23 protein-coding genes and 1 tRNA gene are annotated in these 26,483 nt (G+C 54.9%); 9 read left to right on the top strand and 15 right to left on the bottom strand.

Translation table 11 applies throughout. The features are described 5' to 3' along the window. Nucleotides 1-42: 42 nt before the first annotated feature. On the bottom strand, nt 43-996 hold the full coding sequence (locus ACTHSL_RS03640; protein ID WP_440380401.1) for a DUF2167 domain-containing protein: 954 nt from the start codon (nt 994-996) through the stop codon (nt 43-45). A 143-nt stretch (nt 997-1,139) separates the two neighbouring features. Between ACTHSL_RS03640 and ACTHSL_RS03645 the strand changes: the two genes are divergently transcribed. Then, nucleotides 1,140-2,009, top strand: a complete 870-nt coding sequence (locus ACTHSL_RS03645) for an endonuclease/exonuclease/phosphatase family protein (protein WP_440380378.1) — start codon at nt 1,140-1,142, stop codon at nt 2,007-2,009. A 92-nt stretch (nt 2,010-2,101) separates the two neighbouring features. On the opposite strand, the gene ACTHSL_RS03650 is transcribed toward ACTHSL_RS03645, so the two are convergent. After that, nucleotides 2,102-2,803, bottom strand: a complete 702-nt coding sequence (locus tag ACTHSL_RS03650; RefSeq protein WP_440380379.1) for a hypothetical protein — start codon at nt 2,801-2,803, stop codon at nt 2,102-2,104. A 236-nt stretch (nt 2,804-3,039) separates the two neighbouring features. Here ACTHSL_RS03650 and hemL point away from each other — a divergent pair, with 236 nt between their 5' ends. After that, complete coding sequence (gene hemL / locus ACTHSL_RS03655) at nt 3,040-4,326, top strand: glutamate-1-semialdehyde 2,1-aminomutase (protein ID WP_440380380.1); 1,287 nt, start codon at nt 3,040-3,042, stop codon at nt 4,324-4,326. Nucleotides 4,327-4,360: 34 nt separating this feature from the next. Here hemL and ACTHSL_RS03660 read toward each other — a convergent pair whose 3' ends face one another. From ACTHSL_RS03660 to ACTHSL_RS03685, 6 genes are all read right to left on the bottom strand, one after another. Then, the gene (locus ACTHSL_RS03660) at nt 4,361-4,513 is read right to left on the bottom strand and encodes a hypothetical protein (protein WP_440380381.1); all 153 of its coding nucleotides are present in this window, start codon (nt 4,511-4,513) and stop codon (nt 4,361-4,363) included. 159 nt (nt 4,514-4,672) lie between these two features. Further along, entirely contained in the window at nt 4,673-5,575 is a 903-nt protein-coding gene (locus ACTHSL_RS03665; RefSeq protein ID WP_440380382.1) for a hypothetical protein, read from the bottom strand. Between the two features lie 82 nt (nt 5,576-5,657). Continuing rightward, on the bottom strand, nt 5,658-6,458 hold the full coding sequence (locus tag ACTHSL_RS03670; RefSeq protein ID WP_440380383.1) for a dioxygenase family protein: 801 nt from the start codon (nt 6,456-6,458) through the stop codon (nt 5,658-5,660). Nucleotides 6,459-6,584: 126 nt separating this feature from the next. Then, nucleotides 6,585-7,016 (bottom strand): hypothetical protein, encoded by a 432-nt coding sequence (locus ACTHSL_RS03675; protein ID WP_107854812.1) that lies wholly within the window; start codon nt 7,014-7,016, stop codon nt 6,585-6,587. An 86-nt stretch (nt 7,017-7,102) separates the two neighbouring features. Further along, the gene (gene recJ, locus ACTHSL_RS03680) at nt 7,103-8,803 is read right to left on the bottom strand and encodes a single-stranded-DNA-specific exonuclease RecJ (protein WP_440380384.1); all 1,701 of its coding nucleotides are present in this window, start codon (nt 8,801-8,803) and stop codon (nt 7,103-7,105) included. Between the two features lie 219 nt (nt 8,804-9,022). Beyond that, nucleotides 9,023-9,676, bottom strand: coding sequence for a phosphoesterase (locus ACTHSL_RS03685; protein ID WP_440380385.1), 654 nt, complete (start codon nt 9,674-9,676; stop codon nt 9,023-9,025). Nucleotides 9,677-9,795: 119 nt separating this feature from the next. On the opposite strand from ACTHSL_RS03685, the gene ACTHSL_RS03690 reads away from it, so the two are divergent. Further along, nucleotides 9,796-10,239, top strand: coding sequence for an RpiB/LacA/LacB family sugar-phosphate isomerase (locus ACTHSL_RS03690; protein ID WP_440380386.1), 444 nt, complete (start codon nt 9,796-9,798; stop codon nt 10,237-10,239). Between the two features lie 149 nt (nt 10,240-10,388). On the opposite strand, the gene ACTHSL_RS03695 is transcribed toward ACTHSL_RS03690, so the two are convergent. The 4 genes from ACTHSL_RS03695 to ACTHSL_RS03710 all read right to left on the bottom strand — a co-directional run bounded on the left by ACTHSL_RS03695 (nt 10,389) and on the right by ACTHSL_RS03710 (nt 14,319). Next, the gene (locus ACTHSL_RS03695) at nt 10,389-11,867 is read right to left on the bottom strand and encodes an RNA ligase (RefSeq protein ID WP_440380387.1); all 1,479 of its coding nucleotides are present in this window, start codon (nt 11,865-11,867) and stop codon (nt 10,389-10,391) included. Nucleotides 11,868-11,957: 90 nt separating this feature from the next. After that, a complete protein-coding gene (locus ACTHSL_RS03700) occupies nt 11,958-13,523 on the bottom strand; it encodes a vWA domain-containing protein (protein ID WP_440380388.1) in 1,566 nt (521 codons plus the stop codon). A 242-nt stretch (nt 13,524-13,765) separates the two neighbouring features. Continuing rightward, a tRNA-Gly gene (locus ACTHSL_RS03705) sits at nt 13,766-13,835 on the bottom strand. Nucleotides 13,836-13,905: 70 nt separating this feature from the next. Continuing rightward, on the bottom strand, nt 13,906-14,319 hold the full coding sequence (locus tag ACTHSL_RS03710) for a hypothetical protein (RefSeq protein ID WP_440380389.1): 414 nt from the start codon (nt 14,317-14,319) through the stop codon (nt 13,906-13,908). Between the two features lie 577 nt (nt 14,320-14,896). Between ACTHSL_RS03710 and rtcR the strand changes: the two genes are divergently transcribed. The 6 genes from rtcR to topA all read left to right on the top strand — a co-directional run bounded on the left by rtcR (nt 14,897) and on the right by topA (nt 24,672). After that, nucleotides 14,897-16,522: an RNA repair transcriptional activator RtcR gene (gene rtcR, locus ACTHSL_RS03715; protein WP_440380390.1), complete on the top strand. Its 1,626-nt coding sequence runs from the start codon at nt 14,897-14,899 to the stop codon at nt 16,520-16,522. Nucleotides 16,523-16,681: 159 nt separating this feature from the next. Further along, complete coding sequence (lysS, locus tag ACTHSL_RS03720; RefSeq protein ID WP_440380391.1) at nt 16,682-18,193, top strand: lysine--tRNA ligase; 1,512 nt, start codon at nt 16,682-16,684, stop codon at nt 18,191-18,193. A gap of 353 nt (nt 18,194-18,546) precedes the next feature. Next, entirely contained in the window at nt 18,547-20,397 is a 1,851-nt protein-coding gene (locus ACTHSL_RS03725; RefSeq protein WP_440380392.1) for an ABC transporter ATP-binding protein, read from the top strand. Between the two features lie 122 nt (nt 20,398-20,519). Next, nucleotides 20,520-21,737, top strand: a complete 1,218-nt coding sequence (gene dprA / locus ACTHSL_RS03730) for a DNA-processing protein DprA (protein WP_440380393.1) — start codon at nt 20,520-20,522, stop codon at nt 21,735-21,737. A 39-nt stretch (nt 21,738-21,776) separates the two neighbouring features. Beyond that, nucleotides 21,777-22,232, top strand: a complete 456-nt coding sequence (locus tag ACTHSL_RS03735) for a DUF494 domain-containing protein (protein WP_003775243.1) — start codon at nt 21,777-21,779, stop codon at nt 22,230-22,232. A gap of 133 nt (nt 22,233-22,365) precedes the next feature. Beyond that, nucleotides 22,366-24,672: a type I DNA topoisomerase gene (gene topA / locus ACTHSL_RS03740; RefSeq protein ID WP_440380394.1), complete on the top strand. Its 2,307-nt coding sequence runs from the start codon at nt 22,366-22,368 to the stop codon at nt 24,670-24,672. A 73-nt stretch (nt 24,673-24,745) separates the two neighbouring features. Here topA and ACTHSL_RS03745 read toward each other — a convergent pair whose 3' ends face one another. The 3 genes from ACTHSL_RS03745 to ACTHSL_RS03755 are packed head-to-tail and all read right to left on the bottom strand — an operon-like array spanning nt 24,746 to nt 26,480. Then, complete coding sequence (locus ACTHSL_RS03745; RefSeq protein ID WP_440380395.1) at nt 24,746-25,012, bottom strand: YkgJ family cysteine cluster protein; 267 nt, start codon at nt 25,010-25,012, stop codon at nt 24,746-24,748. Further along, nucleotides 25,009-25,431 carry a hypothetical protein gene (locus tag ACTHSL_RS03750; RefSeq protein WP_070452527.1) on the bottom strand — a complete coding sequence of 141 codons (423 nt, stop codon included), beginning with the start codon at nt 25,429-25,431 and terminating at the stop codon, nt 25,009-25,011. The genes ACTHSL_RS03745 and ACTHSL_RS03750 overlap by 4 nt, the downstream gene beginning before the upstream one ends. Then, nucleotides 25,428-26,480, bottom strand: a complete 1,053-nt coding sequence (locus ACTHSL_RS03755) for a hypothetical protein (RefSeq protein ID WP_239482400.1) — start codon at nt 26,478-26,480, stop codon at nt 25,428-25,430. Before ACTHSL_RS03755 ends, ACTHSL_RS03750 begins: the two co-directional genes overlap by 4 nt. Nucleotides 26,481-26,483 lie beyond the last annotated feature (3 nt).

Below are 26,483 nucleotides of genomic sequence, written 5' to 3' on the forward strand. Positions count from 1 at the left end.
CGTCTGAAAAATTTCAGACGGCCTTTTTTAGTTTCGCAAGCACTATTCTTCGCTTTGATTTTTATCTTTTTTGCGCCATAGACCTTTAAATAGTGCGCCTACCGCAACCACTCCGACAAAAATCAGTTTGCCGAATTTGGCGAGCAATGCGCCGATAACGGCCAATAATCCCAGTTTCTTTGCCGCCAATCCGCCGACCAAAGCAGCCAATCCATATTCGGCCACTTTGTCAGTCGCGGCATTGAAATCGCTGTAACGCTTGCCTTCGTTGAATTCGATGTTGCCTAACAACTCCCGTGCTACGGGTTTGTATGCCTCTATACTTTTCAAATCGCTGACCATGGTCAGTTCGATATAACCCTCGCGGCCGAGCTGGAAGGTATTGTAATTGATGGATGGGTTCTGGTTAGGTTCGTTTTTGTGGTAAACGTCAATCGACCAAATGAGCCTGTGGTTGGCGGCATCATATTGCGGTTTTTCCACCCAGCCACGCGTTTCCAATTCGGGCAGGTTGCGGGCGGCACGTTCTTTGTTTTGTTCGGTTGTGCCTTCTTTCAATTGTTCAAGCATGGTTTCGACATCCCATTCCTTGGCATCATCGTCTTTGATGTAGCCGGAATTGGTAAAGGTCAGATCCACCAGCCAGGGAGTATCGCTTTCATCATTCTCTTGTTCCGGCAGAATCAACCCGTAACGGTTGGGGTCTGTACCGTTGCCGGCCTCCTCCATCATGGTGTTGGCGGCTTCTTTTTTGATAAAGACCATTTTAGCGGGTAGTTTCAGTTTTGCCTGGTTGCCCAAATCGATAACTGCCGGGCCGACAACCATTTGTTCGGCGAGGTCGGCGGGAAGTCCGGCATCTGCAGGAGCAGGATTGTTCTGTGAGGGTGTTCCTACAGCTGAAGCGGTATCAGGTTTGGCGGCAGATGCCGGCAGGGTTTGGATAGACAGCAAAGCGGCTAAAACGGCGCAGGCAAGGCGGTTGTTTTTCATGATAGAATTTCCCGTAAAATAAAATGGGTGAGTAAAAAATGGATGCGGTCGGCAGCAATACCATATGCTCCGATACGGTTTAAGGTGGAAGTTTACAATAGGCAAGCCAATAGTTACATGATTATATGATTGCAGTTTGGAAAAATATGGATAAAAAATTCAGTTGGCGGCAGTTTGCCGTTCAAAGGGTGCGGATATTGGCGGTTTTATCGATGATTGCGGTATTGGCGGGCAATATCGGCGCATCGTATTGGCAGGCTGAGTTGTTCAGCCATTTTGTGCCTTATTATGCCGCCGTTTTCGTGTTGGCAGTTTGTTTGGACAGTGGTTGGAAACGTTGGCTATGGCTGGGTGCGGCATCTGTGCTGTTGCTGTGGCTGGCACAGCCTTTCGAAGGGGAGAGGCCGTCTGAAACACATCACAGCCTGTTGTGGTACAACGTGAATCTCGATAATCCCAAGGCGGCCGAAGAATCGGCAAAGATTTTGGTTGCCGCGCCGGAAGTGCTGGCTTTGGCGGAAATCGATTTGGCCGACAGCGGATGGCAGGCTTTGCGCCGCAGTTATCCCTACGGTTGCGAATGGGAGTCGGACAGTCCGTTTGCCCTGGCAGTGTGGAGCAGGAAGCCCCTGGCCGGCTGTGAGGTAAGGTTTGTCGGCGATTATCCGTATATTCGTGCGGTAGCAGGCAATACTGCCGTATTTGCCCTTCATCCGCCGCCGCCCGTCAGTGCCGTACTGGCGGTGGAACGACGGGAATATTTGGCGCAGACGGCCGTATTCATCGGGAAGGAAGAAAATGTGCTGGTGGTTGGCGATCTGAACAGCAGCCCGTTTTCGCCACTGTTCCGCAGTTTTACCAAAACGGCGGGCATACGGGCGCAGACACGGTTTTGGACGCCAACCTGGCTGCCGTTCGGGCTAAACCTCGATCATGTTTTGGCAAAACGGCCGGTGCGTGTAGAACCTTTGCCTTGGCGGCATTCGGATCACCGCGCGCTGATGGTGCGTTGGTAGCATACAGTTTTTCAGACGGCCTCCTGTCCGGAAGCATCATAAAGGAACTGCCTTTTTAAAATGCGGGCAGCTCCTGATTTTTTCGTCTTCGCTTATTTCATCAAATGCGCATCAGCCTTGAAGGCTCCGGCACTGGCCGGTTTGCCTGTATAAAAGCGGGCAAATGTGCTGTTGATTTTGGTGTGGACGGGTTTGCCGTCGATAACGGCTTCCGCTTCCAAGCGCACGCCGCCGCCGCTGGTTTCTCCTTTGCCCATGTCCGGCAAATCCAATGCACTGATGTGCAGTTTGGTTTTTTCAATCTTTGCATCTTTTTCCATCAACTGTTTGCCTACCGGCCGGATTTTTTCTTCGGGAACGTGGGGGGCGGAGCCGCCGTCATCATCCACCACGCCGATATTGATCAGCTTCGCATTGGCCAAATCCATTTTGCCGCCGGTAACCGGAATGCCGAGATACAATTTAATACCCCTGTGGACATAGGCATTTTCCCGCCATTGGGTTTGACCCGGTTTCGGCGGTTTGGTTTCGGCGGCCATAGAATAGGTACGACCCATTACCATCAGTTTGTAGCCGGGTATTTTTTTCGCGCCAAAACCGTCGGTAATATCATCCACCAATTCGGGCGCACTTGCATTTTGATTGGCCAGGACACGGGCGGATGTTTCGGCCAAATAGGCCGGCTTGCCGTTGATGGTCAAGGTTTGTTCATGGCCGAAATCGGCGGCATAGGTACAGAAAGAAGCAGAAATACCTAAAGCCGCGCCGAGAATGACGGCATTACGTTTTTTCATATGGAACCTCATTATGTGGGGAAAATATAAAAATCAATGAATGTTTGCAGGCGGGGAGACCCCGAAGAAACGGTAAGATTATCTAACAAACGATAAATATTATCAAATTTATATAAAATATGGTCAAGCCGATATCGATACGGATTAACGGAATGGCTAGGTCCGATTTACGGTATCATACCGTCTGATGCAAATTTATCCGGCCGCATTTTCAGACGGCCTCGAAAGGAATAATTATGACCGACCGCAACGAAACCCTGTTCAACCGCGCCAAAGCCATCATCCCCGGTGGCGTGAATTCCCCCGTCCGCGCATTCGGCAGCGTCGGCGGCGTGCCGCGTTTCATCAAAAAAGCCGAAGGCGCGTATGTTTGGGACGAAAACGGCACGCGCTACACCGATTACGTCGGCTCGTGGGGGCCTGCGATTGTGGGGCACGCGCATCCCGAAGTCATCGAGGCTGTGCGCGAAGCGGCTTTGGGCGGATTGTCGTTCGGCGCGCCCACCGAAGGCGAAATCGTCATCGCCGAAAAAATCGCCGAACTCGTGCCCAGCGTCGAACAACTGCGGCTGGTCAGCTCCGGCACCGAAGCCACCATGTCGGCCATCCGCCTCGCGCGCGGCTTTACCGGCCGCGACAAAATCATCAAGTTCGAAGGCTGCTACCACGGCCATTCCGACAGCTTGCTGGTCAAAGCCGGCAGCGGCCTGCTCACCTTCGGCAACCCTTCTTCCGCCGGCGTGCCGGCCGATTTCACCAAGCACACGCTGGTGCTCGAATACAACAATACCGCCCAACTGGAAGAAACGTTTGAAAAAATCGGCGGCGAAATCGCCTGCGTCATTCTCGAACCCTTCGCGGGCAATATGAATCTGGTCAGGCCGTCTGAAAACTTCGTCCGCGCCCTGCGCTCCCTCACCGCCAAACACGGTGCGGTGTTGATTTACGACGAAGTGATGACCGGCTTCCGCGTTGCGCTCGGCGGCGCGCAGTCGCTGCATGGCATCACGCCCGACCTGACCACGATGGGCAAAGTCATCGGCGGCGGTATGCCGCTGGCGGCGTTCGGCGGGCGCAAAGACATCATGGCCTGCATCTCCCCGCTGGGCGGCGTGTATCAGGCGGGTACTTTGTCGGGCAACCCCGTGGCCGTGGCGGCCGGGCTGAAAACACTGGAAATCATCCGGCGCGAAGGCTTCTACGAAAACCTGACCGCGCGCACCGAACAGTTGGTTAAAGGCTTTCAGATGGCCGCCGCCAAAGCAGGCGTGGCGTTTACCGTCGACAGCGTGGGCGGCATGTTCGGCCTGTATTTCGCCGACCATGTGCCGCAAAATTATGCCGACATGGCGCGTTCGAATACCGACGGTTTCAAACATTTCTTCCACGGCATGTTGGAACGCGGCGTCGCCTTCGGCCCGTCGGCCTACGAAGCGGGCTTCGTCTCCGCCGCGCACACGCCCGAGCTGATAGACGAAACCGTGGCGGCGGCGGAAGCGGTGTTCGCCGCAATGGCCGGATAACGGATATTTTTGAATAAAGGCCGTCTGAAAACATTTACTTCATAGAAGCTGATGTTTTCAGACGGCCTTTTTGCATGTCCGGTTGAGGTGTTGCCTGCCCTGCCGCAGGCTTTATGCTGTAAAAAAACGGGTCGGAAGAATAGAGCGCACGCACGTTTGCCGTTTCCGCACCGGTTCGGCCGGGCATATTCGGTTCGGGTGCGGCAGGGCGTGTCGTGTGGGTCAACGGGGTCGAAAGGGGTTCGTAAGAAACCGTCTTCCACCTGAGAGGCTGTCTATCAGGCCGCCGGTGCGAAAAATCGGCTTTCCCGCGAAACCTGACGGTTTTTCAGACGGCCTCGGTGTTTCAGTCGGTTGCCCGCATCAGTTCGTCCAACATACGGACGGTGTTGTCCAGCCCCGCACCGATGCGGTACCAAGAGCCGGCATCGAGGAGAATGGTTTGGGCGGAATACCGGCCGAGTACGGGGTGTTTTTGCAGTTCGGCGCGGGTGGCGGATGCATCGGCATGCGGGTTGAGTATGGCGATGTAGTCGGGACGGGCGGCCAGCAGTTTTTCCAACCGCGCATTTTGTTCGGCCAGCCGTTTTTCTTCGGCTTCCCGTGCGGCCTTTTTCTGGCGCGAGGAAGCTTTTTCCGGCAGCGGCGCGGGTGGTCGGTCTTCGGAATGATGCGTCAAGTCCGCATTGTCGGGCGTGTACAGGCCGGAGAGGGTGTAGAAGAAGCCGAAGCGGTCGTCTTCGGATTGGGGGATGAAGCCGCCGTTTTCCATCAGCAGGAAGACGGCGGTTTTGCCTTCGGTGCGCTGTTTTAAGATGGCTCGTTTGTTGGATACGGCTTTCAATTTTTGTTCGGCGGCTTTGTTTTTGCCGAATATGTCGGCCAGCAGCATGGTGCGGGCGGCAAGGTCGGTAAGGTAGCTGTCGGTATCGGGTGTGAGGTCGAGGGAGGGGGCGATGGCGGCGGTATCTTTCAGACGGCCTGCCGTTGCGCCGCCGAGGATAATCAATTCGGGCGGTTCGGCGGCGAGTTTGGCAGGATCGGGTTGCCCGCCGTCGTTGTATGCGGCGGTTTGTACGCCCAGGCTTTCGAGAATGTCGAGCGCGGCAGGATCGTAAACGGCGATGCGGCTTGGATTTTTTGCGATGGTGATGGTCTGCTGTTTCCAAACGATGTCTTTGGCAGCAGCCGGAAGCGCGGCAAAAAGGACGGCGGCAAGGAGGCCGGAGAGGAGTTTTCGGGCAGGCATGGCAGACGTTTCCTGTTGTTTTTATCGGCCGGATGATAATGATTCGGCCGATAACTGTAAAGGAGGGCCGAGCTTCCGGGAATCAGACGAAGCCGATAACCAGCGAAGTCATGCTGACGGATTTGCCGATGATTTCGTCGTTGAAAAATTCGAGCGGTTCTTTTTCGCCACGTAATGCCAGGGCGTAGAGCAGTGGGTAGAAATTCTGCCGGTTGTGGAATGCCTGACGGATGGCGACGGGATATTGGGCTTCGTCCAGCAGGCGGTCGTAGCGGCGGCCGGTTATCCATTTGTTGACCAGTTCGTGCGCCAAATCCGCCCACGGGTAGGCATTGCCCGCGCGGTCGGGATGTTGCCAGTCTTGCAGCGGCAGATTGGAGACGATGTTGCCGGCGGCGACAATCAGCACGCCTTCTTTGCGCAGCGGGGCGAGTTTGGCCGCCAGGTCGAAGTGGCCTTGGGCATTCAGGCGGCGGTCGAGGCTCATTTGCACGACGGGGATGTCGGCGGCGGGGACGAGGCGTTTCAATACTGCCCACGCGCTGTAATCCAGGCCGCGTTGCGGGTCGGCGGCGGCTTGCTCTTCCCCCAACAGGGCGACGATGCGGGCGGCCAGTTCGGGGTTGCCTTCGGCGGGATAATTGATTCGGTAGAGTTCGTCGGGGAAGTCGTCGAAATCGTGCAGGGTAGACGGTTGTCCGGCAGATGTGACGCGCGTGCCTTCGGTCTGCCATTGGGAGGAGATGCAGAGGATGCTTTCGATTTCGCCGTCGTATTCGTCGAGCAGTTCGTCGCCGTAGTTTTGCCATTCTTCGGTGTAGGCGGAGTCGCGTATGGCATTGAGCGGGCTGCCGTGGCCGATGAACAATACGGGCAGTTTCATGATGGTTTCTCCGAAGAGCGGTGTGTCTTTGATGGTGGGTGCGGGTGGTCGGTCATCATATAGCCTGCATATAATTTGTGCAATAAAATTTAGTGGATTACGGTAGCATATTGATATCAAGCGATTTTATTTGGAGGCCAAAAAATAGATGCCCGATAGTGTGAGTACGATGCCCAGCACTTTTTGCACGGAAAATTGTTCGTGAAACAGCAGGATGCCCAGCGGTACCAACAACAAGGCGGCGGTACCGTTTACTGCCACGCCCGACCATTGCGGCGAGCCGCCGCTGCGGTAGGCCAAGAAAAAGCCGAGTTCGATTAATACCATGCCTGCGGCAACCAACCAAATGCGCCAATCGGTAACGGCGGAAGAGAGGCCGTCTGAAAGTTTCAGCGGGCCGAAAAACGGCGCGGCTGCCAGGGAAAGGATGAAGGCGAAGGCGTAATACAGGCTCAATGCTCGCATCGGGTTACCCTGAATGTCGGCGGATTTCAGGCCGAGGTGGTAGAGGCAGTTGCCGATGGCTGCCGTGAGCAGGCAGAAAAGCAGGGGTTTCATCCGAGGGTTCCTTCGTAGTTTGTGTGTTTGTATTTTTGTTTTGCCGTGGCGCGGTTTGAGATTTTCAGACGGCCTTTATGCCGGAATCAGGCCGCTTCCCAATAATCGATATAAAGTTGCAGTTCGATATTATCGCGCCATTCGTTGGCCACGGGGCGGTAGACGGTGCGGATGCGTTCGGGGATGTTTTCGCCGCACCGCCAGAACATGGCTTCAAATTCGTAGCCGTCTTTTTTCAGCAGGGCTTTTTTGTGTTTGCCTTCCGCGCCCATGCTTTGTTGGCGGACGACGCTGAATTCGTCGGTAAAGCTCGGCGGGGCGAATCCCTGCCCCCAGACGTGCGCGGACAGGTGTTGCGCGCGTTCTAACGTGATGTCGCCGGCGGGAAGGCTGCCGTCGGTAAGGTAGGTTTGGGTCAGGTCGTCTTCATCCAGCAGGCCGCGCACGGTTTCTTCGAAGGCCGTCTGAAAGCGGGCGACGTCGTTTCCGTGTATGGTCAGGCCGGCCGCCATCGCGTGTCCGCCGAATTTCAAAATCAGGTCGGGATGGCGTTTGGCCACCAAATCCAGCGCGTCGCGCAGGTGCAGCTTGGGGATGGAGCGTCCCGAACCGCGCACTTCGCCGTTGTCCGCCGGGGCGAAGACGATGGTTGGGCGGTGGAAACGGTCTTTCAGACGGCCTGCCACGATGCCGACTACGCCTTGGTGGAAGTCGTCGCGGTAAACCGTCAGCGTGGTCTGCCCGAACGGCAGTGTTTCGGGGAAGCCCGCCAGCGCGTCGTTGAGCATGGATTGTTCGATTTCGCGCCGTTCGATGTTGAGGTCGTTCAACTGTGCCGCCAGCGTTTGTGCCGCCGCGTCGTTGTCGGCCAAAAGGCAGGCGATGCCGACGGACATATCGTCCAGCCGTCCGGCGGCATTGATGCGCGGGCCCAGCGCAAAACCCATGTCGAAAGGCTGGGCCTTGCGCCAGTCGCGCCGTGCCGCGTCAAACAGGGCGCGGATGCCCGGGCGCATCTTGCCCGCCCTCATCCGTTTCAGTCCCTGCGATACCAAGATTCTGTTGTTGTGGTCGAGCGGCACCACGTCGGCCACCGTGCCTAAAGCCACCAAATCCAGCAGGTCGGCAAGGTTCGGTTCGGTGAGGCCGTCTGAAAAACGGCCGCGTCGGCGCATTTCGGCGCGCAAGGCGGTGAGGACGTAAAAAATCACGCCCACGCCCGCCAGGTTTTTGCTCGGGAAACCGCAGCCTTGTTGGTTGGGATTGACGATGATGCAGTCGGGCGTTTCTTCGGCGGGCAGGTGGTGGTCGGTAACGATGACTTCCAAGCCCAACGCCGCAGCCCGCGCCACGCCCGCCATGCTGGCGATGCCGTTGTCCACCGTCAGCAGCAGGTGCGCGCCGGCCGCCGCCGCGGCTTCGGCAATTTCGGGTGTCAGCCCGTAGCCGTTTTCAAAGCGGTTCGGCACCATAAAATCCGCCCGCGCCCCCATGGCCTGCAAGCCTTTGATGCCGACGGCGCAGGCAGTTGCGCCGTCGGCGTCGTAGTCGGCAACAATCAGGATGTTTTCCTGTTTTTCGATTGCGTCGGCCAATCGGACGGCTGCGGTTTCGCAGTTTTTCAGCAGCGTATAAGGCAGCAGGGCGGAAAGCTTGTCCAGCAACTCGTTCGGCCCGGCTACGTCGCGGGCGGCGCACAGGCGGGCGATCAGCGGGTCGGCACCGGCGGCAATCAGGGTTTGGCAGGTTTGGGGATTCACGGGACGGACTTGGATTTTGGCGGACATGGGGCGGTTTCGGACGGCGGAAAAAGGACGGATTATATAGCGGAATAAAACGGGCGGGGCTGTTTGGCGGCGTTTGTCGGCGGTTTGAGGGTGTTTTTGATGAAAGGCCGTCTGAAAAATATATTTCAGACGGCCTTTTTGTTATTGGGCGGAGGCTGGGTATTCGTATTCGAATATATAGCTCCGTAAATTCCGGTTATTTCGCTGCGGTTTCGTGCTTTACAAATTGTTGATTGCCTGCAGCCGATGCGCCACGAAATCCTTGGCCGTTTCTATTTGGGACGGAACGGTTGGGTTTTCCCCGAAATATGAGATTTTTGGCAGCGGGCTGAGGAAGCCGTCGATGTCTTGCGGGGTGAGGAAGCGGCCGTGCAGGTCGAAGCCGACGTTTAAGGCGCGGCCCGGGATTTTGGCCAGACGGTCGTGCAAATGGCCGTACAGGTGATACCAGCCTCTGTGGCAGCCGTCCCATTCGTTAATCGGGTAGTGGAACAGAATCAGTGTGTTGTCTATCTCGTCCAATTTCAGTTTCAGGTAGGTGCGGGCGGATGACAGCAGCGGATGGCCGTCGTGTTTGACGGTTTCAAACAGGTATTTGTTGTGGCGGCGGATGATGTCGTCGTGGTTGCCGTAAATCAGGTGGTGTTTGCCGTTGAGGCGCGATAGGACGGCTGCAATTTTTTTGATGTCGTGGGCGAAAGATAAATCGCCCAAGTTGTATATGTCATCATCGGGGGAAACGGTGTTGTTCCATGTTTCGATCAGGTATTCGTCCATGTCGGCGATGTTGTCGAACGGACGGAACTGCGGGCAGAATTTGGCGATGTTTTTGTGCGAAAAATGTAGGTCGGATGTGAAAAAGATTTTGCTCATGTTGCGTTTCCTGTGATTTTTCGATGCGGTTTATGGTGCGGTAGTGTTGTCATTGGGCTTGAAGCGTATTGCAAGCGGGCGTATGCTGGGTTTGTTTATTATGTGGTTAAGGAGTATGTATGCGTTTGGTTATTGCCGCGCCGGCCAACGGCGCACTATTAAAAGACGCGCTCAAAGCGCATTTGCAAAACGACCCGCGCGTTAGCGGTTTGGTTGATTTATCTTCGCCGGACGGAACGTATCCGCAGCTTTCGTTTGCGGCGGCGCAGGAAGTGGCGGCGGGACGTGCCGACCGCGCGCTGTTGATTTGCGGTACGGGCGTGGGTACGGCGATTGCCGCCAACAAGGTACGCGGCATACGGGCGGCGACGGCGCATGATTTGCTCACCCTTCGCGGTTCGGTTGAGAACTATGATGCGCAGGTGTTGTGCATGGGGCAGAACGTGATTGCCGCGCCTGCCGCTTGGGCGTTGGTGGATATTTGGTTGGATTTGCGCCACGACACAAGCAGCGGTTATGCGCCTAAGGTTGGCGAAATCGAGGCATTCGAGTGCGGCGCGTGAGTGTTTGTTTTTTGTTATTTTAAACCGACGGCCTTGTTGCATTTTACTGCCAAGGCCGTCTGAAAATATTTAAACGCTTATTTGCCGTTTTTGCCATAATATCCGCCGCCGTCATCTTATCACAAGCGTCTGGCGTTTTTCAGACGGCCTTACAGTTGCCGCAAGAATGCTTGGATGAACGCAATCTTATCCAGTTCAGGCATAGCGTTGAACGCTTCGCGATGGTCGTGGATGTGGTCGATAAGCGGATAAAACTCTTCATCGACGTGGCGTTTGTCGAGCTTGCGTCCGATGTTGCCTTCGTTGCTTCGTCCCAGAAACTTGGAAATCAGGTAATACGGCGATTTGAGTTTGAACAGCATTTCGCCATTTTGCGCATCAAATACCATAAAGCCTTCGTGTTCCACGTTTTTCAGACGACCTTTCAGCTCACAGAACGTAATGTTTTTCAGCGTTTCGGGGCGGCGGATACCGTATTGTTTGCCGATTTCGTCCAATTCGGCTTCGCTAAACTGACGGCCTGTTGCCACGTCGATGCAGCCGATTAAGGTTTCGCCCAATTCTTCACGGATGATGTGTACGTCTTTCGCGTCTGTGATTTCAAACAAAAAAGTGTGGTTCGGATAAGCGCGGAACAGGGTTTCGTATTGCGTGCAGTGTGCGGCGGTCATGTCTGCAAACGCGCTGTCGAGCGAACCGGTGGTCGAATACAGCACTTTGCCGTCAAACGCCGCGCCTTTGGACGGGTGGTCGTCTGAAAGCGAGACGAAAGTGCAGCAGCCGAGGAAGCCGTTTACTTTTACCACCGCATCCACCAATCTTTCGCCGCCGATTCGAATCGGATAACGGCTGCCTTTGGCAATACGTTCCGAATAATTGAACACTTTTTTAAACGGGCGCACGATGATGCGGTTGTGCGTGTCAATAATCAAGCCGCGCATTTCCAGCAGTGCGTCGTCGAAGCGGTTGTCGTAGAACACGCTGCGGGCGTATTTCAACACGCGCAATTCGGGGTAACGCTTGGATATTTTGGCGGTAAAGTTGCGGCCGCCGTGTTGCAGATAATTTTCGGTGACGAAGGTTTGCTGTGCTTCATCAAACGACAAGGGTTGCCGCTCGAAAGCCTGCATTTGCTTGATTTTTTCCAACTGTTCCGCGTTGGCGGGCTGCATGGCTTCGACGTGGATTTCGTTTGCCACACGGTTTTGGTTCAGCTTGATATACGCCGCCAATACGTCATGCTCTTTCACGCCGTGCAGGTTGGGATAGAAATTGTGCATACGGTAGATTTCTGTTTCAAAACCGCTTTTTTTCGCCAGATCCAACAAATGGCGGCAACGCGAAGCCTTTTGGTTGGTGTTGGAATGGATGATCAAAATGTTGCGGTTCGGATTTTGTCGTCCGATTTTTAAGGTTTCGGTCATCAAGGCATTACCGCGTTTCTGCGCCTTATCCAACGCCTCGCCCGACCAGCAGTACACGCCGTTTTCGTCAGTCATGAGCAAGTCGTTTTCAATACGGACGATTTCCGCATCCGGATACTGCACTTTAAATTCGGCGGCTTTTTGTTCGGCGAAAGTCGATTTTCCCGAACCTTGATGACCGCGGATTAAGATGAATTTTTGCATTTTGTTTCCTTAATTCTTTTTCTCAGCTTGCCCTGAATAAATAGGCCGTCTGAAAAATATTCCTACCCTATTTTCAGACGGCCTTTAGCTTCAGTTCACCGCCGCCAGCTCGGTTTTCTCAATCTCTTCCACCCAGAAATCCGTGCCCATACCTTGCTCGGCGAACGAGCCGATGAGCGTGAACACTTGGTCGGAGAAGCCGCCGATGTTCAAGATGTCGCGGCGGTTTTGCGCCTGTGCGGTGGTGTAGGGCTGGATGTCCAGGCAGACGAGTTTGGCTTCGGGGCAGCGTTGTTTCAGGATGTCCCATTCCTTCATCAGGCCGGTTTTGCCGCCCCATTGTCCGCGGTCTGCCCAGCTTTCGTTGTCGGACACGATGACGACCAAATCCACATCGGCTTTTTCGCGGTTCAGCATGGCGAGTGGTGCGCTGCATGCCGTTCCGCCGCCGCCGATATTGGCGAGTTTTTGGGCGTTGGTCATGATGCTGTCGCGCGGGTTGAGCGGCACGTTTACCGTGATTTGTTCAAACGGTATCACGCGGGCTTGCGGGTTGGTGCGCAACATGGCGGCGGACACGAGCGCGGCGATGTCGATACAGCGGGTTTTGCTGGTCGCGCTGCCGCGATAGCCGGTGGCCGGGCTGTGCATGGAGCCGGAAACGTCCGGACAAACCACGACTTTGCCTCGGATGGCCGGTACGTTTTGTACGGCGGTTTCCATTGCGTCTTGCAGCGCGTCGCGGATTTCAGACGGCATCTTTTCGGATGTTGCCTGATACGCGGTCAGCAATTGGTAAGGCAGGACGCGGGCGCGGGCAATGGCGGTTTGGTCGCGCAGTTTTTCTGCCACCATTTTGATGTTTTTGCTTTTCGCAAACACATCGTGGCGCAGGAAAGTGTTCAGGTTTTGGCGAACCTGCTGCCATGAGCCGTTGCGGGCGATTTGCGCCCAGTCGCCGCTATTCAATTCCAAGGCAGTGAGCATTTGGAAAGGAACGTCGGGCAATGCGCCTTGGCGGCTTTGTTTGTAGTCTTCAAAGGCGCGGGTGATGGGCGGCAATGCTTCGCGGTCGTACGGTTTGCCGATAAGCCACGCAAACCAGGCGGCACGCCATGCTTCACGCGGTTTGGGATGCACCATTTTGACCACATCCGCCAGCGACGGAGCATTGCCGATAGCGGCGTTCAACAGTTGTTTTTCGGTGGCGGTCAAAAGCCAAGTCTGCATCAGTTTTTTCGGACGGTTGCCGAAAGATTTTCTGCCGACTGCGCCGCTGCGGATGATTTGCGCGAAGTTGCGCAACATTTTACCGTTGTCCGCCACTTGGTCGAACACGCGGGCAAGCATGTTCACGTCTTTTTGCGCCAACACGGCAAGCAACAGCGCGGGCATGTCTTTCATGAAACCTTTTTGACGGGCGTACACGGCGGTTTTGGCGATAAACTCGGCATCCAGATTTTTTGCCAATTCCAATACTTGCTCAAGCTGGTCTTGCGCATCGGCGTAGTAAGTGCTGTTCAGGCAGCCGGTGGCGGCAAGCTGGGCGAGCTGTTGTTTGGGTGTCAGCGTGTAGGCGATGCCGCCTGCTTCGTTGCGGGTGTTGGCGGCGGTCAAACGGGTTTTAACGGATTGGAACAAGGTGGTGTTAGCCATTTTTCATTTCCTTTCTTGTTGTTGGTTTCAGGTAGCCTGAAGAACTGTTCAGACGGCCTCGAATGGGTGGCGGCGCGGCGGCTAGTATTTGAAGGGATACGGTTTTTTTAACGTGGAAGGTTAATGTAATCCCTTCAGGCATCCGCCTGCCGCCGTAAAAAGGGGGTACGGCAGGCAGCTAGGTGTTGGAGAAATTCTCTTCCGATGCTCTACCCCTGAGCTATCCTGCCATAGAAGTTTGTTGGCGGCAGGGCGGGACTCGAACCCGCGACCTTCGGACGTGGAATGTAATTCCTCCGGCATCTGTCTGCCGTACCGGAAAAAGGGTGGGCGGCTAGGCTGTGGTAGGATTCCTGCTTCGTATTATTAGTACGACGATTGTTCATTGAATGTAATCCTGCCGGCATCCGCCCGTAAAACTTGTAAATATTGGTTTTAACTTCATTGAAGCTGTGCTTTCAGACGGCCTTTCGCTTTCAATCATGCAGCGGATACATGCCTGCCGCACATAGGCTTTGCGGTCGTCTGAAAGACGCAGTACAAGCATGCTTCCATAGCCGAACACAAACTCTGCCTCTTTGCCCTGCGCCGTTCCGAGAATCTCGACTTGGCGGAAGGTGCGGCCGTCTGAAAGTGCGATGTCGTAACGGCAGCCTTCCTTTATCAAACTGCATTCCGCTTCGGGAAAAGTCTGTTTCCGCCAAGCCTGCTCGCGTTTGCGGCTGCGGCTGTTTTGGAAGGACAGATAAATCATGGTCGAAAAAACGATGACGCCGATGATTTGCCAAGTGTTCATAACAAACATCCTGTTTCAGGCTACCTGAAAATATTTAAAGGGGCGGCACGGCAAACAACGAGTTTTTGGGAAACGTTTAACCGCTCTACCAGACTGAGCTACCCGCCGAAAGCGGGGCAGGACTCGAACCTGCGACCAATGTAGTTTCCAAGGCATTTGTTTTTCCATGCCGCGAAAAAAGGTGGGCGGCTAGATTGGCAGGATTTCGCCGTTTCCGGCGGCGGGAATCGAACCCGCGGTTTCCAAACAATGTAATCCTGCCGGCATCCGCCCGTAGAGGGCACTTTGGCAACTAGAGGTGGAGAAATTGTTACGCGCTCTATCCCCTGAGCTACTCTGCCATCGTTGGCGGCAGAGGCGGGATTCGAACCCGCGACCTCGAGCTTCGTAGGCTGTAATTCCTCCGGCATTTGCCGGTGCCTGAAAACCATATTGCAATAGCTGTGCCAAGAATGAGGGAAATGGCAAAAATTATTTTTAATTGATTGAAAATAAAAAGAAGATATTTTCAGGTAGCCTTTTGCTGCGGAAGGGGTAGAATGCTAAAAAATATCTTAAAAGATAGAAAAATAGAAAAATGAATAGTAGAAAAAATGTCGCTATCAGCTTTCTCGGTACGGTATTGGACAGCGGTTTCGGTCAAGGGCGTTGGCAGAAGTGGCGGCCGAATGTCGCCATGAATCAGCGTCATGATTTCCATCTTGACCGCATGGAGCTGTTTTATGCAGAGAAATACCGCGATCTGGCGGATCATGTAAAAGCCGATATTCAGCAGGTGTCTCCGCACACCGCCGTCAATCTCGTGCCCATGGAGCTGGAAAACCCGTGGGATTTTTCTGAGGTTTACACCAAGCTGCACGATTGGGCGGCGGGCTATACATTTGATACTGAAGAAGAAACCTATCTCACCCACATCACCACGGGTACGCACGTTGCACAAATCTGCCTGTTTTTATTGGTGGAATCGCGTCAAATCCCAGGTGTGCTGTTGCAGACTGCGCCGCCGAAAAATCAAAGGCGCAGTATGGGGAAAGGCGATGTCGGCGGTTATGAAATCATCGATTTGGATTTGGCGCGTTACGACGTGCTGGCCGAACGCCTTGCCGCCGTGCGCGATGACGCGGTGCGCTATCTGAAAAGCGGCATCTCCACCCAAAACGCCGCCTTCAACCGCATGATTGCCGAAATCGAACAAGTCGCGCTGCATTCCCCGTCGCCGATTCTGCTCTCCGGCCCTACCGGCGCGGGCAAATCGATGCTGGCACGCAGGATTTTTGAATTGAAAAAGGCGCGCCATCTGATTAAAGGCGAGTTTGTCGATGTGAACTGCGCCACCTTGCGCGGCGACGGCGCGGCTTCCGCCTTGTTCGGCCACAAAAAAGGCGCGTTTACCGGCGCGGCGGAAAAGCGCGAAGGCTATTTGAAAACCGCCGACGGCGGCGTGTTGTTTTTGGACGAAATCGGCGAATTGGGCTTGGACGAACAGGCCATGTTACTCAAAGCCATTGAAGAAAAACATTTTTATCCCGTCGGCAGTGACAAGGAAGTGCAAAGCAGTTTCCAGCTGATTGCCGGTACCAACCGCGACCTGCGGCGGGAAATCCGCGCCGGACGCTTCCGCGAAGACTTGTTCGCCCGTATCAATATCTGGAATTATCCGCTGCCCGCACTTGCCGACCGCCGCGAAGACATCGAGCCGAACATCGAACACCAGCTCGCACTCGCTTCGCAGGAACTCGGCCGTGCCACCCGTTTCAATAAAGAAGCCCTGTCTGCCTACCTTGCCTTCGCCCATTCAAGCGAAGCCCGATGGCGCGGCAATTTCCGCGACCTTGCCGCCAGCATCATGCGCCTTGCGACACTTGCCCCGCAGGGCAGGATACAGACCGAATTGGTTGAGGCCGAAATAGGCCGTCTGAAATGGCTGTGGGCGGACGAAACGGATGCGGACGATGCGGCCAACCCTTTTGCAAACCGGCTTTCAGACGGCCTCCCCGCCAAAATCAATGCCGAAACCCTCGACCTGTTCGACCGCGTCCAACTGCAACACGTCATCGCCGAATGCCGCCGCCACCCCAATATGGCCGCCGCGGGGCGCGCCCTGTTTAACGTATCGCGGCTGGAGCGCGCCACCGCCAATGACAGCGACAGGCTGCGCAAATACCTGCAACGCTTCGGGCTGACTTGGGCGGATATACGCTGAAAACCCGACTGGCCGCACCGCAAAAGGCCGTCTGAAAACCACCCCGCCCCTTTTCAGACGGCCTTTGCTTTCACAAACAGCCGAAACAGCGTAGAATCCGCCGTTTACACCATTCCTATCGGGCAGATTCAACTGCCTGTTTTTTATCAGGGAAACCAAATGAGCGAACAAAACAATCCGCAAACCGAGCCGCAGTTGGACGAAAACCAAATCATCGCCCTGCGCCGCGAAAAACTGCACAACATCCGCCAAACGCGCAACGCCTACCCCAACGACTTCAAACGCGACAGCTTTGCCGCCGATTTGCAGGCAAAATACGGCGAAATCAGTAAAGAAGAACTCGACCCGCAAGCCGTTCCCGTCAAAATTGCCGGCCGCATGATGCTCAAACGCCAAATGGGCAAGGCGAGCTTCGCCACCATCCAAGACGTGACCGGTCAAATCCAGCTTTATCTGAACAACAAAGGCGTGAGTCAGGAAGTTTTGGACGATTTCAACCATTGGGACTTGGGCGACATCGTCGGCGCGGAAGGTACTTTGTTCAAAACCAACCACGGCGAATTGACCGTGCGCGTGTCCGACATCCGCCTGCTGTCCAAATCCCTGCGCCCGCTGCCCGACAAACACAAAGGCTTGAGCGATCAGGAAACCAAATACCGCCAACGCTACGTTGATTTGATTGCCAACGAAGAATCGCGCAATACCTTCATCAAACGCAGCAAAATCATCCAATCCGTGCGCAATTTCATGGTGAACGAGCATTATCTCGAAGTCGAAACCCCGATGATGCACCCGATTCCCGGCGGCGCGACGGCAAAACCGTTCGTGACCCACCACAACGCCTTGGACATTCCGCTCTACCTGCGCATCGCCCCCGAGCTGTATCTGAAACGCCTGGTGGTCGGCGGTTTGGAGCGCGTGTTTGAAATCAACCGCAGCTTCCGCAACGAAGGTATGTCCGTGCGCCACAACCCTGAATTCACCATGATTGAATTCTACGAAGCCTTCTCCGACTACGAACGCATGATGCAGATGGCGGAAGACATCATCCGCAACGCATCGCGCACGGTCAACGGCACGGCGAAAATCAGCTACAACGGCAAAGAAGTCGATTTGGAAAGCCCGTTCGAACGCCTGACCATTCTCGAAGCCATCAAAAAATACAATCCGCACTACACCGACGAGCAGTTAAACGATGAAGAATGGCTGAAAAAAGAAATCGTCAAACACGGCGAAAGCCTGCCGCCGTCCCCCGGCATCGGCAGCCTGCAACTTGCCCTGTTTGAAGGTTGTGCCGAGGGCAAACTGTGGAACCCGACCTTCATCGTCGATTACCCGGTCGAAGTTTCCCCGTTGGCACGCGCTTCGGATACGAAACAAGGTCTGACCGAGCGTTTCGAATTGTTCGTTGTCGGCCGCGAACTGGCAAACGGCTATTCCGAGTTGAACGACCCCGAAGACCAAGCCGAACGCTTCAAAGCGCAAGTGGCGCAAAAAGATGCGGGCGACGACGAAGCCATGCACTACGATGCCGACTACATCCGTGCCATGGAATTCGGTCTGCCGCCGACAGGCGGTTGCGGCATCGGCATCGACCGCCTGGTGATGCTGCTGACCGATTCGCAAACCATCCGCGACGTGATTTTGTTCCCGCAAATGCGTCCCGAATAAGGCAGGGTTGAATGATGGAAAGGCCGTCTGAAAGCGGGGTTCTCCGTTTTCAGACGGCCTTTTTGTTCTTTACGGCTGATTTTCGTTGTCTATCACCAAACCGAAACCAGCGTATCCGTTTGACGGGGGTTGGGCGGTAAAGCAAGACGGATAGGGCTGCTTAAGCGGCCGTTGCTGCGGCGGGCCGTCTGAAAACTGTTCAGACGGCCTTTCCCGATCGGAAACGCCGCTTTTCCCATACCGCGCTTTTTCCGCTGTGCCTTTTCCCGTAAAATCCGCCTTTTCCAACAAATGCTTTCAGACGGCCTTTGTCTTGCTATCGGCCGTCTGAAAACTTATCGAAGCACAATAAAATGATTAACAAGATTTTCAACTGGTTTGAAAGCCGGGTCGAAGCGTATCCCGAAGCCGCGCCGCTGTCGCCGAAAAAAGGGCTGCTGCCGTTTGTTTGGTCGGGCATGGACGGCGTGCGCAAATGGATTGCCGTGCTGGCGGTGATGACGGCGGGCATCGGCATCATGGAAGCCCTGCTGTTTCAGTTTATGGGCAAGGTGGTGGACTGGCTGGGCAGATACACGCCCGAAACGCTGTTTGCCGAAAAAGGTTGGGCTTTGGCGGGCATGGCCTTGATGATGCTGTTTTCCATCTGCTGGATATTCATCGCGTCCAACGTGCGCCTGCAAACCCTGCAAGGCGTGTTCCCCATGCGCCTGCGCTGGAATTTCCACCGCCTGATGCTGGGGCAGTCGCTGGGTTTTTATCAGGACGAATTTGCCGGGCGCGTATCGGCCAAAGTGATGCAGACCGCGCTGGCTTTGCGCGACGTGGTGATGACCCTGGCCGACATGGTAACTTATGTGCTGGTGTACTTCATCACGTCGGGCGTGATACTGACGACGCTCGACGGCTGGCTGCTGCTGCCGTTTATCGGCTGGATAATCGGCTTTGCCGCCGTGATGCGCTTTTTGATTCCCAAATTGGGCAGAACCGCCGCCGCGCAGGCCGATGCCCGCTCGCTGATGACCGGCCGCATCACCGATGCCTATTCCAACATCACCACCGTCAAACTTTTCTCCCACGGCGCGCGCGAAGCGGCTTATGCCAAGCAGTCGATGGAAGAATTCATGGTAACCGTTCATGCCCAGATGCGTCTGGCCACCATGCTGCACACCTGCAGTTTTCTGGTGAACACGTCGCTCACGCTGAGCACCGCCGCGCTGGGCATCTGGCTGTGGCATCAGGGGCAGGTCGGCGTGGGCGCGGTGGCCACCGCCACGGCCATGGCGTTGCGCGTGAATGGCCTGTCGCAATACATCATGTGGGAATCGGCACGGTTGTTTGAAAACATCGGCACCGTCAGCGACGGCATGGCCACCCTGTCCAAACCGCAAACCATCTTGGACAAACCGAACGCGCCGCCGCTGAAAGTGGTACGCGGCGAAATTAAATTCGACAAAGTGGATTTTTCCTACGAAGCGGGCAAACCGCTGCTGCAGGATTTCAACCTGACCATCCGCCCGGGCGAAAAAATCGGCTTAATCGGCCGCAGCGGCGCGGGCAAGTCCACCATCGTCAATCTGCTCCTGCGTTTTTACGAACCGCAAAACGGTACGATTTCAATAGACGGCCAAAACGTCGGCGACGTTACCCAGGAAAGCCTGCGCGCCCAAATCGGATTGGTGACGCAGGATACCAGCCTGCTGCACCGCTCCGTGCGCGACAACATCGTCTACGGCCGCCCGAATGCGACGGACGAAGAAATGATGCAGGCCGCCGAACGCGCCGAAGCCGCCGACTTCATCCCCAACCTTTCCGATGCCAAAGGGCGGCGCGGCTACGACGCGCACGTCGGCGAACGCGGCGTGAAACTCTCCGGCGGCCAACGCCAGCGAATTGCCATCGCCCGCGTCATGCTGAAAGACGCGCCGATTCTGTTGCTCGACGAAGCCACCAGCGCGCTGGATTCCGAAGTGGAAGCGGCGATTCAGGAAAGCCTCGACAAAATGATGGACGGCAAAACCGTGATTGCCATCGCCCACCGCCTGTCCACCATCGCCGCCATGGACAGACTCATCGTTTTGGACAAAGGCCACATCGTCGAACAAGGCACCCATGCCGAACTTCTGGCGCAAAACGGACTGTATGCCAAACTGTGGTCGCGCCAAAGCGGCGGCTTTTTGAGCGAACACAAAGGCGAAGCCTGAGCAAACGGGCAAAAGGCCGTCTGAAAAGGGCAAAAGCCGTTTTTCAGACGGCCTTTCCCGTTGCCAATGGCGGCAAAATATGCCATAACCGCAGCGATTATGATGCAAAGCGGGGAAACGGCATGATTACTGAACAAGAACGCCATTACTGGCTGCGGCTGGCACTGATGCCGCACATCGGCGCGGAAACCTTCCTGCAGCTTATCCGCCATTTCGGCACGGCCACCGCCGCGTGGCAGGCGGATGCCGCAGCCGTACGGCAGGTACTGGTGCGCAAAGCCGCGCAGGAAGCATGGGCAAACCGGCGCGGAGAAGCCGAACAGGCCGCCGAAGCCGCCGAAAAATGGTCGGAACAGGAAAACTGCCGCCTGCTGCTGTTGTGCGACGAAGACTTCCCCGCCATGCTGTCCGAAGGCATCACCCCGCCGCCGATGCTGTTCGTGCGCGGCAACATCGAATTGCTGCACCGCCCGTCCGTGGCCATAGTTGGCAGCCGCCACGCCACCCCGCAGGCACTGCGCATCGCCCACGACTTCGGCCGCAGCCTGTCCGAGCGCGGGATTCCCGTCGTTTCGGGCATGGCCGCCGGCATCGATGCGGCCGCCCATCGCGGCGCATTGGCGGCCGGCGGCGGCACCGTGGCCTTTTGGGGGACGGGCATAGACCGCATCTACCCGTCGTCCAACCGCGATCTGGCTTATGAACTCGGCGAAAAAGGCGCAATCGTATCCGAATTCCCGCTCGGCACCCGCCCGCTGGCGGGCAACTTCCCGCGCCGCAACCGCCTGATAGCCGCACTTTCTCAGGCCGTTCTGGTGGTGGAAGCCGCCTTGGAATCGGGTTCCCTGATAACCGCGCGGCTGGCGGGCGAAATGGGGCGCGAGGTGCTGGCCGTTCCCGGCTCGATAGACAACCCGCACAGCAAAGGCTGCCACAAGCTGATTAAAGAAGGCGCGAAACTGACCGAATCGCTGGAAGACATCCTGCAGGAATGCCCGCAACTGTTGCCAGAAAGTGCCGCTTCATCATATTCTATATATAAGGAAACGCTCGTACGGCGGAAAATTTCCGCCAGCCCTGCGGCAGAAACGGACGACAGGCGGGAAGAAGTCGTTGAAAACAAAGAATACAGGCCGTCTGAAACCCCGCTTCCCCCGGCGACGGCCTCAAACGATGCCGCCGCCCTGCTTGAGAAAATGGGCTACGGCCCCATACATCCCGACACTTTGGCCGAACAGCTGGACAAAAACGCGGCCGACATTTACGCCGCCCTGTTGGAATTGGAACTGGGCGGACTCGTTGCCGCGATGCCGGGCGGGCGTTACCAACGCATCGGATAAACAGGCCGTCTGAAAACGCGGCCGGACAAGGAATAAAAAATGGTGGAATTGATAGCCTTCTTAATCGAACACTTCCAAGACTTCGACTCCTGCCCTTCGGGCGGCGATTTGGGGCACGTTTTGGAAGAAGTGGGCTTCGACGAGGCCGACATACACAAACTGCTGATGCTGATCGACGTATTGAACGAAGCATCGCAATGGGAAGTTGCCGAACAAAGCGGCACCGCCATGCGCGTTTATTGGACAGAGGAAAGCGACAGGCTGCCGATGGAAGTTCGCGGCCTGCTGCACTACCTCGAACAGGCCGGCGCGCTGGATGCCGGACAACGCGAGTTCGTCATCAACGCCCTGATGTTCATGCCCGCCGAAGACATTACCGTCGATATGGCCAAAGTGATGAGCCTGCTGGTGTTGTGGGCGCAGAAATCCGAACTGCCCGTATTGGTGGGCGACGACCTGATGGCCGCGCTGCACGGCGAAGCCACCATGCATTGAGGCCGTCTGAAAACGGCCACCGCGCTACGGCGCAACACGAAATCCAAACACATTTCATAACTTTCAGACGGCCTCCCGATACGGCAGAGGCCGTCTGAAACATAAAATCCAATACATTAAAAGAGAACAAACAATGGCGAAAAACCTCTTAATCGTCGAATCACCGTCTAAAGCCAAAACCCTGAAAAAATACCTTGGCAGCGATTTCGAAATTCTGGCCTCCTACGGCCACGTCCGCGACCTCGTCCCCAAAAACGGAGCCGTCGATCCCGAACACGACTTCGCCATGAAATACGAGCTGATCAAACGTAACGCCAAACACGTCGATGCGATTGTCGCCAGAGCCAAAGAAGCCGAAAACATCTACCTCGCAACCGACCCGGATAGGGAAGGCGAAGCGATTTCCTGGCATCTTTTTGAAATCCTCAAATCCAAACGCGGCCTGAAAAACATCAAGCCGCAGCGTGTCGTGTTCCACGAAATCACCAAAAACGCCGTGCTCTACGCCGTCGCCAACCCGCGAGAAATCGAAATGGACTTGGTGGATGCGCAACAAGCCCGCCGCGCTTTGGACTATTTGGTCGGTTTCAACCTCTCGCCATTGTTGTGGAAAAAAATCCGCCGCGGTTTGAGCGCGGGCCGTGTGCAAAGTCCCGCCCTGCGTCTGATTTGCGAACGCGAAAACGAAATACGCGCGTTTGAAGCGCAGGAATATTGGACGGTGCATCTCGACAGCCACAAAGGCCGCAGCAAGTTCACCGCCAAACTCGCCCAATACAACGGCGCGAAACTCGAACAATTCGACCTGCCGAACGAAGCCGCGCAAGCCGACGTGTTGAAAGAACTCGAAGGCAAAGAGGCCGTCGTTACCGCCATCGAAAAGAAAAAGCGCAGCCGCAACCCAGCCGCGCCGTTCACCACATCCACCATGCAGCAGGATGCCGTGCGCAAACTCGGTTTCACCACAGACCGCACCATGCGTACCGCCCAGCAGCTTTACGAAGGTATAGACGTAGGGCAGGGCGCCATCGGTCTGATTACCTATATGCGTACCGACAGCGTGAATTTGGCCGATGAAGCGTTAACCGAAATCCGCCATTACATCGAAAACAAAATCGGCAAAGAATATCTGCCGAGTGTCGCCAAACAATACAAAACCAAATCCAAAAACGCCCAAGAAGCCCACGAGGCCATCCGTCCGACTTCCGTGTACCGCACGCCCGAAAGCGTCAAACCCTTCCTGAGCGCAGACCAGTTCAAACTCTATCAAATGATTTGGCAGCGTACCGTCGCCTGTCAGATGACGCCCGCCAAATTCGACCAAACCACCGTCGATATTACCGTCGGCAAAGGCGTATTCCGCGTAACCGGACAAGTGCAAACCTTCGCAGGCTTCCTCAGCGTTTACGAAGAAAGCAGCGACGACGAAGAGAGCGAAGACAGCAAAAAACTGCCCGAAATGAGCGAAGGCGACAAATTGCCCGTGGACAAACTTTACGGCGAACAACACTTTACCACTCCGCCGCCACGCTACAACGAAGCCACGCTGGTTAAGGCCCTCGAAGAATACGGTATCGGCCGCCCTTCAACCTACGCCAGTATCATTTCCACGCTCAAAGACCGTGAATACGTTACCCTTGAGCAAAAACGCTTCATGCCCACCGATACGGGCGACATCGTCAACAAATTCCTGACCGAACACTTCGCCCAATACGTCGATTACCACTTCACCGCCAAACTCGAAGACCAGCTCGACGAAATTGCCGACGGCAAACGCCGCTGGATTCCCGTGATGGACAAATTCTGGAAACCGTTCATCAAGCAAGTGGAAGAAAAAGAAGGCATCGAACGCGCCAAATTCACCACGCAGGAACTCGACGAAACCTGCCCCAAATGCGGCGAACACAAACTGCAAATTAAGTTCGGCAAAATGGGCCGCTTCGTTGCCTGCGCCGGCTATCCCGAGTGCAGCTACACGCGCAACGTCAATGAAACCGCCGAAGAAGCCGCCGAGCGCATCGCCAAAGCCGAAGCCGAGCAAGCAGAACTCGACGGACGCGAGTGCCCCAAATGCGGCGGACGGCTGGTGTACAAATACAGCCGCACAGGCAGCAAATTCATCGGCTGCGCCAACTACCCCAAATGCAAACACGTCGAGCCGCTGGAAAAACCCAAAGATACCGGCGTCCAATGCCCGCAATGCAAAAAAGGCAACCTCGTCGAGCGCAAATCCCGCTACGGCAAACTGTTTTACAGTTGCAGCACCTATCCCGACTGCAACTACGCCACTTGGAACCCGCCTGTCGCCGAAGAATGCCCGAACTGCCATTGGCCGGTTTTAACCATCAAAACCACCAAACGCTGGGGCGTGGAAAAAGTCTGCCCGCAAAAAGAATGCGGCTGGAAAGAACAGATTGAACCGCCTGCACCGAAAGAGTGAAGGTAGGTTGGTTTAAAATAGGAGAGTGCCGTCTGAAAAATTTTCAGACGGCACTCTCATAAACAGAAAAGCCTTACTTATTCGATTGAAACTTCCTGCAAACTTCTACATTAATCCGTATAAAGTTCTGCCAAGATATTTGTTCAGATAAATGGGCGCGGTAATAATCCTCCACACGGCAAACCAAAGGGCGAGTTGCATAGATGGAACACAACATTGTATTTTCATCAAAATGCCGACATATACCGTCTCCGCGATCCAGCCATGCGGTTTGTTCGCTTAGACTGACCCTTTGACAACACAAACCGCAGGCGGAACAAGGAAAGGGTTCGGAAGTCAAAACTCAATCACCTTCACATCATCGTTTTTCAGCGACAAAATCAGCTTATCGACCTGTTGTAGCGGAGAATCTTTGGCAATATTCACAATGCCGTTTATTGCCGTATCAATAACATTGATATTGCCTGCTTCAATCCCTTTGTCCAGTGCATCGAATAGACCGTCAATCATCTCGCGGCGTTCCCGAAACGTATTTTCCAAATACAGCCGTAAAATTTCCTGCTGGTTTTTCAACTCCTTCAAACGGACATCTTTCCATGCACCGATTGCCTCACGTTTGGTTTTCTCTTGGGCTGCGATCTTTTTGTATTCGTTGTGTGCTTCCAAAATGCGGGTAAACGAGCCTGTTGCCGCTTCTAAAGGAATAGCTGCGGGGACTTTCATCGGAACAACTTTGTCGAGAATTTGGATTTTACTCATGCTTCTGCCCCAAGTTCGATATTCAAATAACCTTCGCATTGATGACGGATATTGGGGACAGGCGAACCGTCATCCTCCATAATAGGCGTATTCATCAGGTTTTTGATGGCTTTGCCGATGACCAGCATGGCGTGGAAATTAGGATCATCGCTGCTGTTTACACGAACCTGCTCAAAATGCTCTACCATTTTAAGCAAAGTATATTTTATTTCTTTTGCATTATCTTGCAGCCCTTTGAGCCCTTCGGCGATCAAATCCATTTCGGCAACGGCTTCATCGATTTGGGCTTCATATTTTCGTGCTTCCGTCAGAGCTTCTTCCGCTTTGCTGGCCAGCATAAATCCGCCGACTGCCAAAGCTGGGCCTGCAACGATACCGCCCAAAGCAACCATTCCGCCTGCCATTCCGAAACCGCCTGCGGATAATGCACCTCCGCCAAGCCAGGCAAGGGTTGCATTGGTGGCGGCAGCACCGGACAGAGTAGAGATGGCGGTACCTGTGGAAGCGGTTGCAATCAAAGGAACTGCACCATATGCTCCAAAACCGGCCAATGCCCCAGTAATGGCGCTGCTGCCGAAATTAGTGCTTAGTTCCAATGATGTTTGCACCATTGTTTCCATTTCTTTCAGTTCTGCAACGTCAAATGTACTGTTAAAGCCGGAAAGTTCGCTTTTGGCATGTTTATTGTTAGTGCTGTGTAATATTTGTATGATATGGTTGATTTGATTTTTAAAAATCTCTACCTTTAACCGTCCCAACTCTTCAAAGCCATTGTTGGTTTCGTCTTTGGTTTCATCTAATTCCTCCTGCCTTTTCTTGTAACGGCGTTCTGCCCGTTCGCCTATTTCCTTGGCTTTGTTAATATCGCTGATTGCTCCTGCTCCTTTAACAACGCCTGTTGCGGCAAGGGCAGCAGCTGCGCCCCAAAGTAAAATTGGAATGGCCATATTTAATTTACTCTCTTTAAAATTTATTAAAATATAGTAAAAATTTCGATATTTGATAAAATCTTGGGGATTGTATTCAGAATAAAATTTCCTCTCCAGCAAACT

The organism is Neisseria sp. P0008.S010, assembly GCF_051962715.1.
Classification (GTDB): domain Bacteria; phylum Pseudomonadota; class Gammaproteobacteria; order Burkholderiales; family Neisseriaceae; genus Neisseria; species Neisseria elongata.

Coding starts and splice junctions, on each gene's coding strand:
- ACTHSL_RS03735 (WP_003775243.1), top strand. CDS start 21,777: ATGGTGGAATTGATAGCCTTCTTAATCGAACACTTCCAAGACTTCGAC.
- recJ (WP_440380384.1), bottom strand. CDS start 8,803: ATGTCCGCCAAAATCCAAGTCCGTCCCGTGAATCCCCAAACCTGCCAA.
- ACTHSL_RS03750 (WP_070452527.1), bottom strand. CDS start 25,431: ATGAGTAAAATCCAAATTCTCGACAAAGTTGTTCCGATGAAAGTCCCC.
- ACTHSL_RS03670 (WP_440380383.1), bottom strand. CDS start 6,458: ATGAAACTGCCCGTATTGTTCATCGGCCACGGCAGCCCGCTCAATGCC.
- ACTHSL_RS03725 (WP_440380392.1), top strand. CDS start 18,547: ATGATTAACAAGATTTTCAACTGGTTTGAAAGCCGGGTCGAAGCGTAT.
- ACTHSL_RS03650 (WP_440380379.1), bottom strand. CDS start 2,803: ATGAAAAAACGTAATGCCGTCATTCTCGGCGCGGCTTTAGGTATTTCT.
- ACTHSL_RS03695 (WP_440380387.1), bottom strand. CDS start 11,867: ATGCAAAAATTCATCTTAATCCGCGGTCATCAAGGTTCGGGAAAATCG.
- ACTHSL_RS03645 (WP_440380378.1), top strand. CDS start 1,140: ATGGATAAAAAATTCAGTTGGCGGCAGTTTGCCGTTCAAAGGGTGCGG.
- ACTHSL_RS03665 (WP_440380382.1), bottom strand. CDS start 5,575: ATGCCTGCCCGAAAACTCCTCTCCGGCCTCCTTGCCGCCGTCCTTTTT.
- topA (WP_440380394.1), top strand. CDS start 22,366: ATGGCGAAAAACCTCTTAATCGTCGAATCACCGTCTAAAGCCAAAACC.
- lysS (WP_440380391.1), top strand. CDS start 16,682: ATGAGCGAACAAAACAATCCGCAAACCGAGCCGCAGTTGGACGAAAAC.
- ACTHSL_RS03675 (WP_107854812.1), bottom strand. CDS start 7,016: ATGAAACCCCTGCTTTTCTGCCTGCTCACGGCAGCCATCGGCAACTGC.
- hemL (WP_440380380.1), top strand. CDS start 3,040: ATGACCGACCGCAACGAAACCCTGTTCAACCGCGCCAAAGCCATCATC.
- rtcR (WP_440380390.1), top strand. CDS start 14,897: ATGAATAGTAGAAAAAATGTCGCTATCAGCTTTCTCGGTACGGTATTG.
- ACTHSL_RS03685 (WP_440380385.1), bottom strand. CDS start 9,676: ATGAGCAAAATCTTTTTCACATCCGACCTACATTTTTCGCACAAAAAC.
- ACTHSL_RS03660 (WP_440380381.1), bottom strand. CDS start 4,513: ATGCCCGGCCGAACCGGTGCGGAAACGGCAAACGTGCGTGCGCTCTAT.
- ACTHSL_RS03710 (WP_440380389.1), bottom strand. CDS start 14,319: ATGAACACTTGGCAAATCATCGGCGTCATCGTTTTTTCGACCATGATT.
- ACTHSL_RS03690 (WP_440380386.1), top strand. CDS start 9,796: ATGCGTTTGGTTATTGCCGCGCCGGCCAACGGCGCACTATTAAAAGAC.
- ACTHSL_RS03700 (WP_440380388.1), bottom strand. CDS start 13,523: ATGGCTAACACCACCTTGTTCCAATCCGTTAAAACCCGTTTGACCGCC.
- dprA (WP_440380393.1), top strand. CDS start 20,520: ATGATTACTGAACAAGAACGCCATTACTGGCTGCGGCTGGCACTGATG.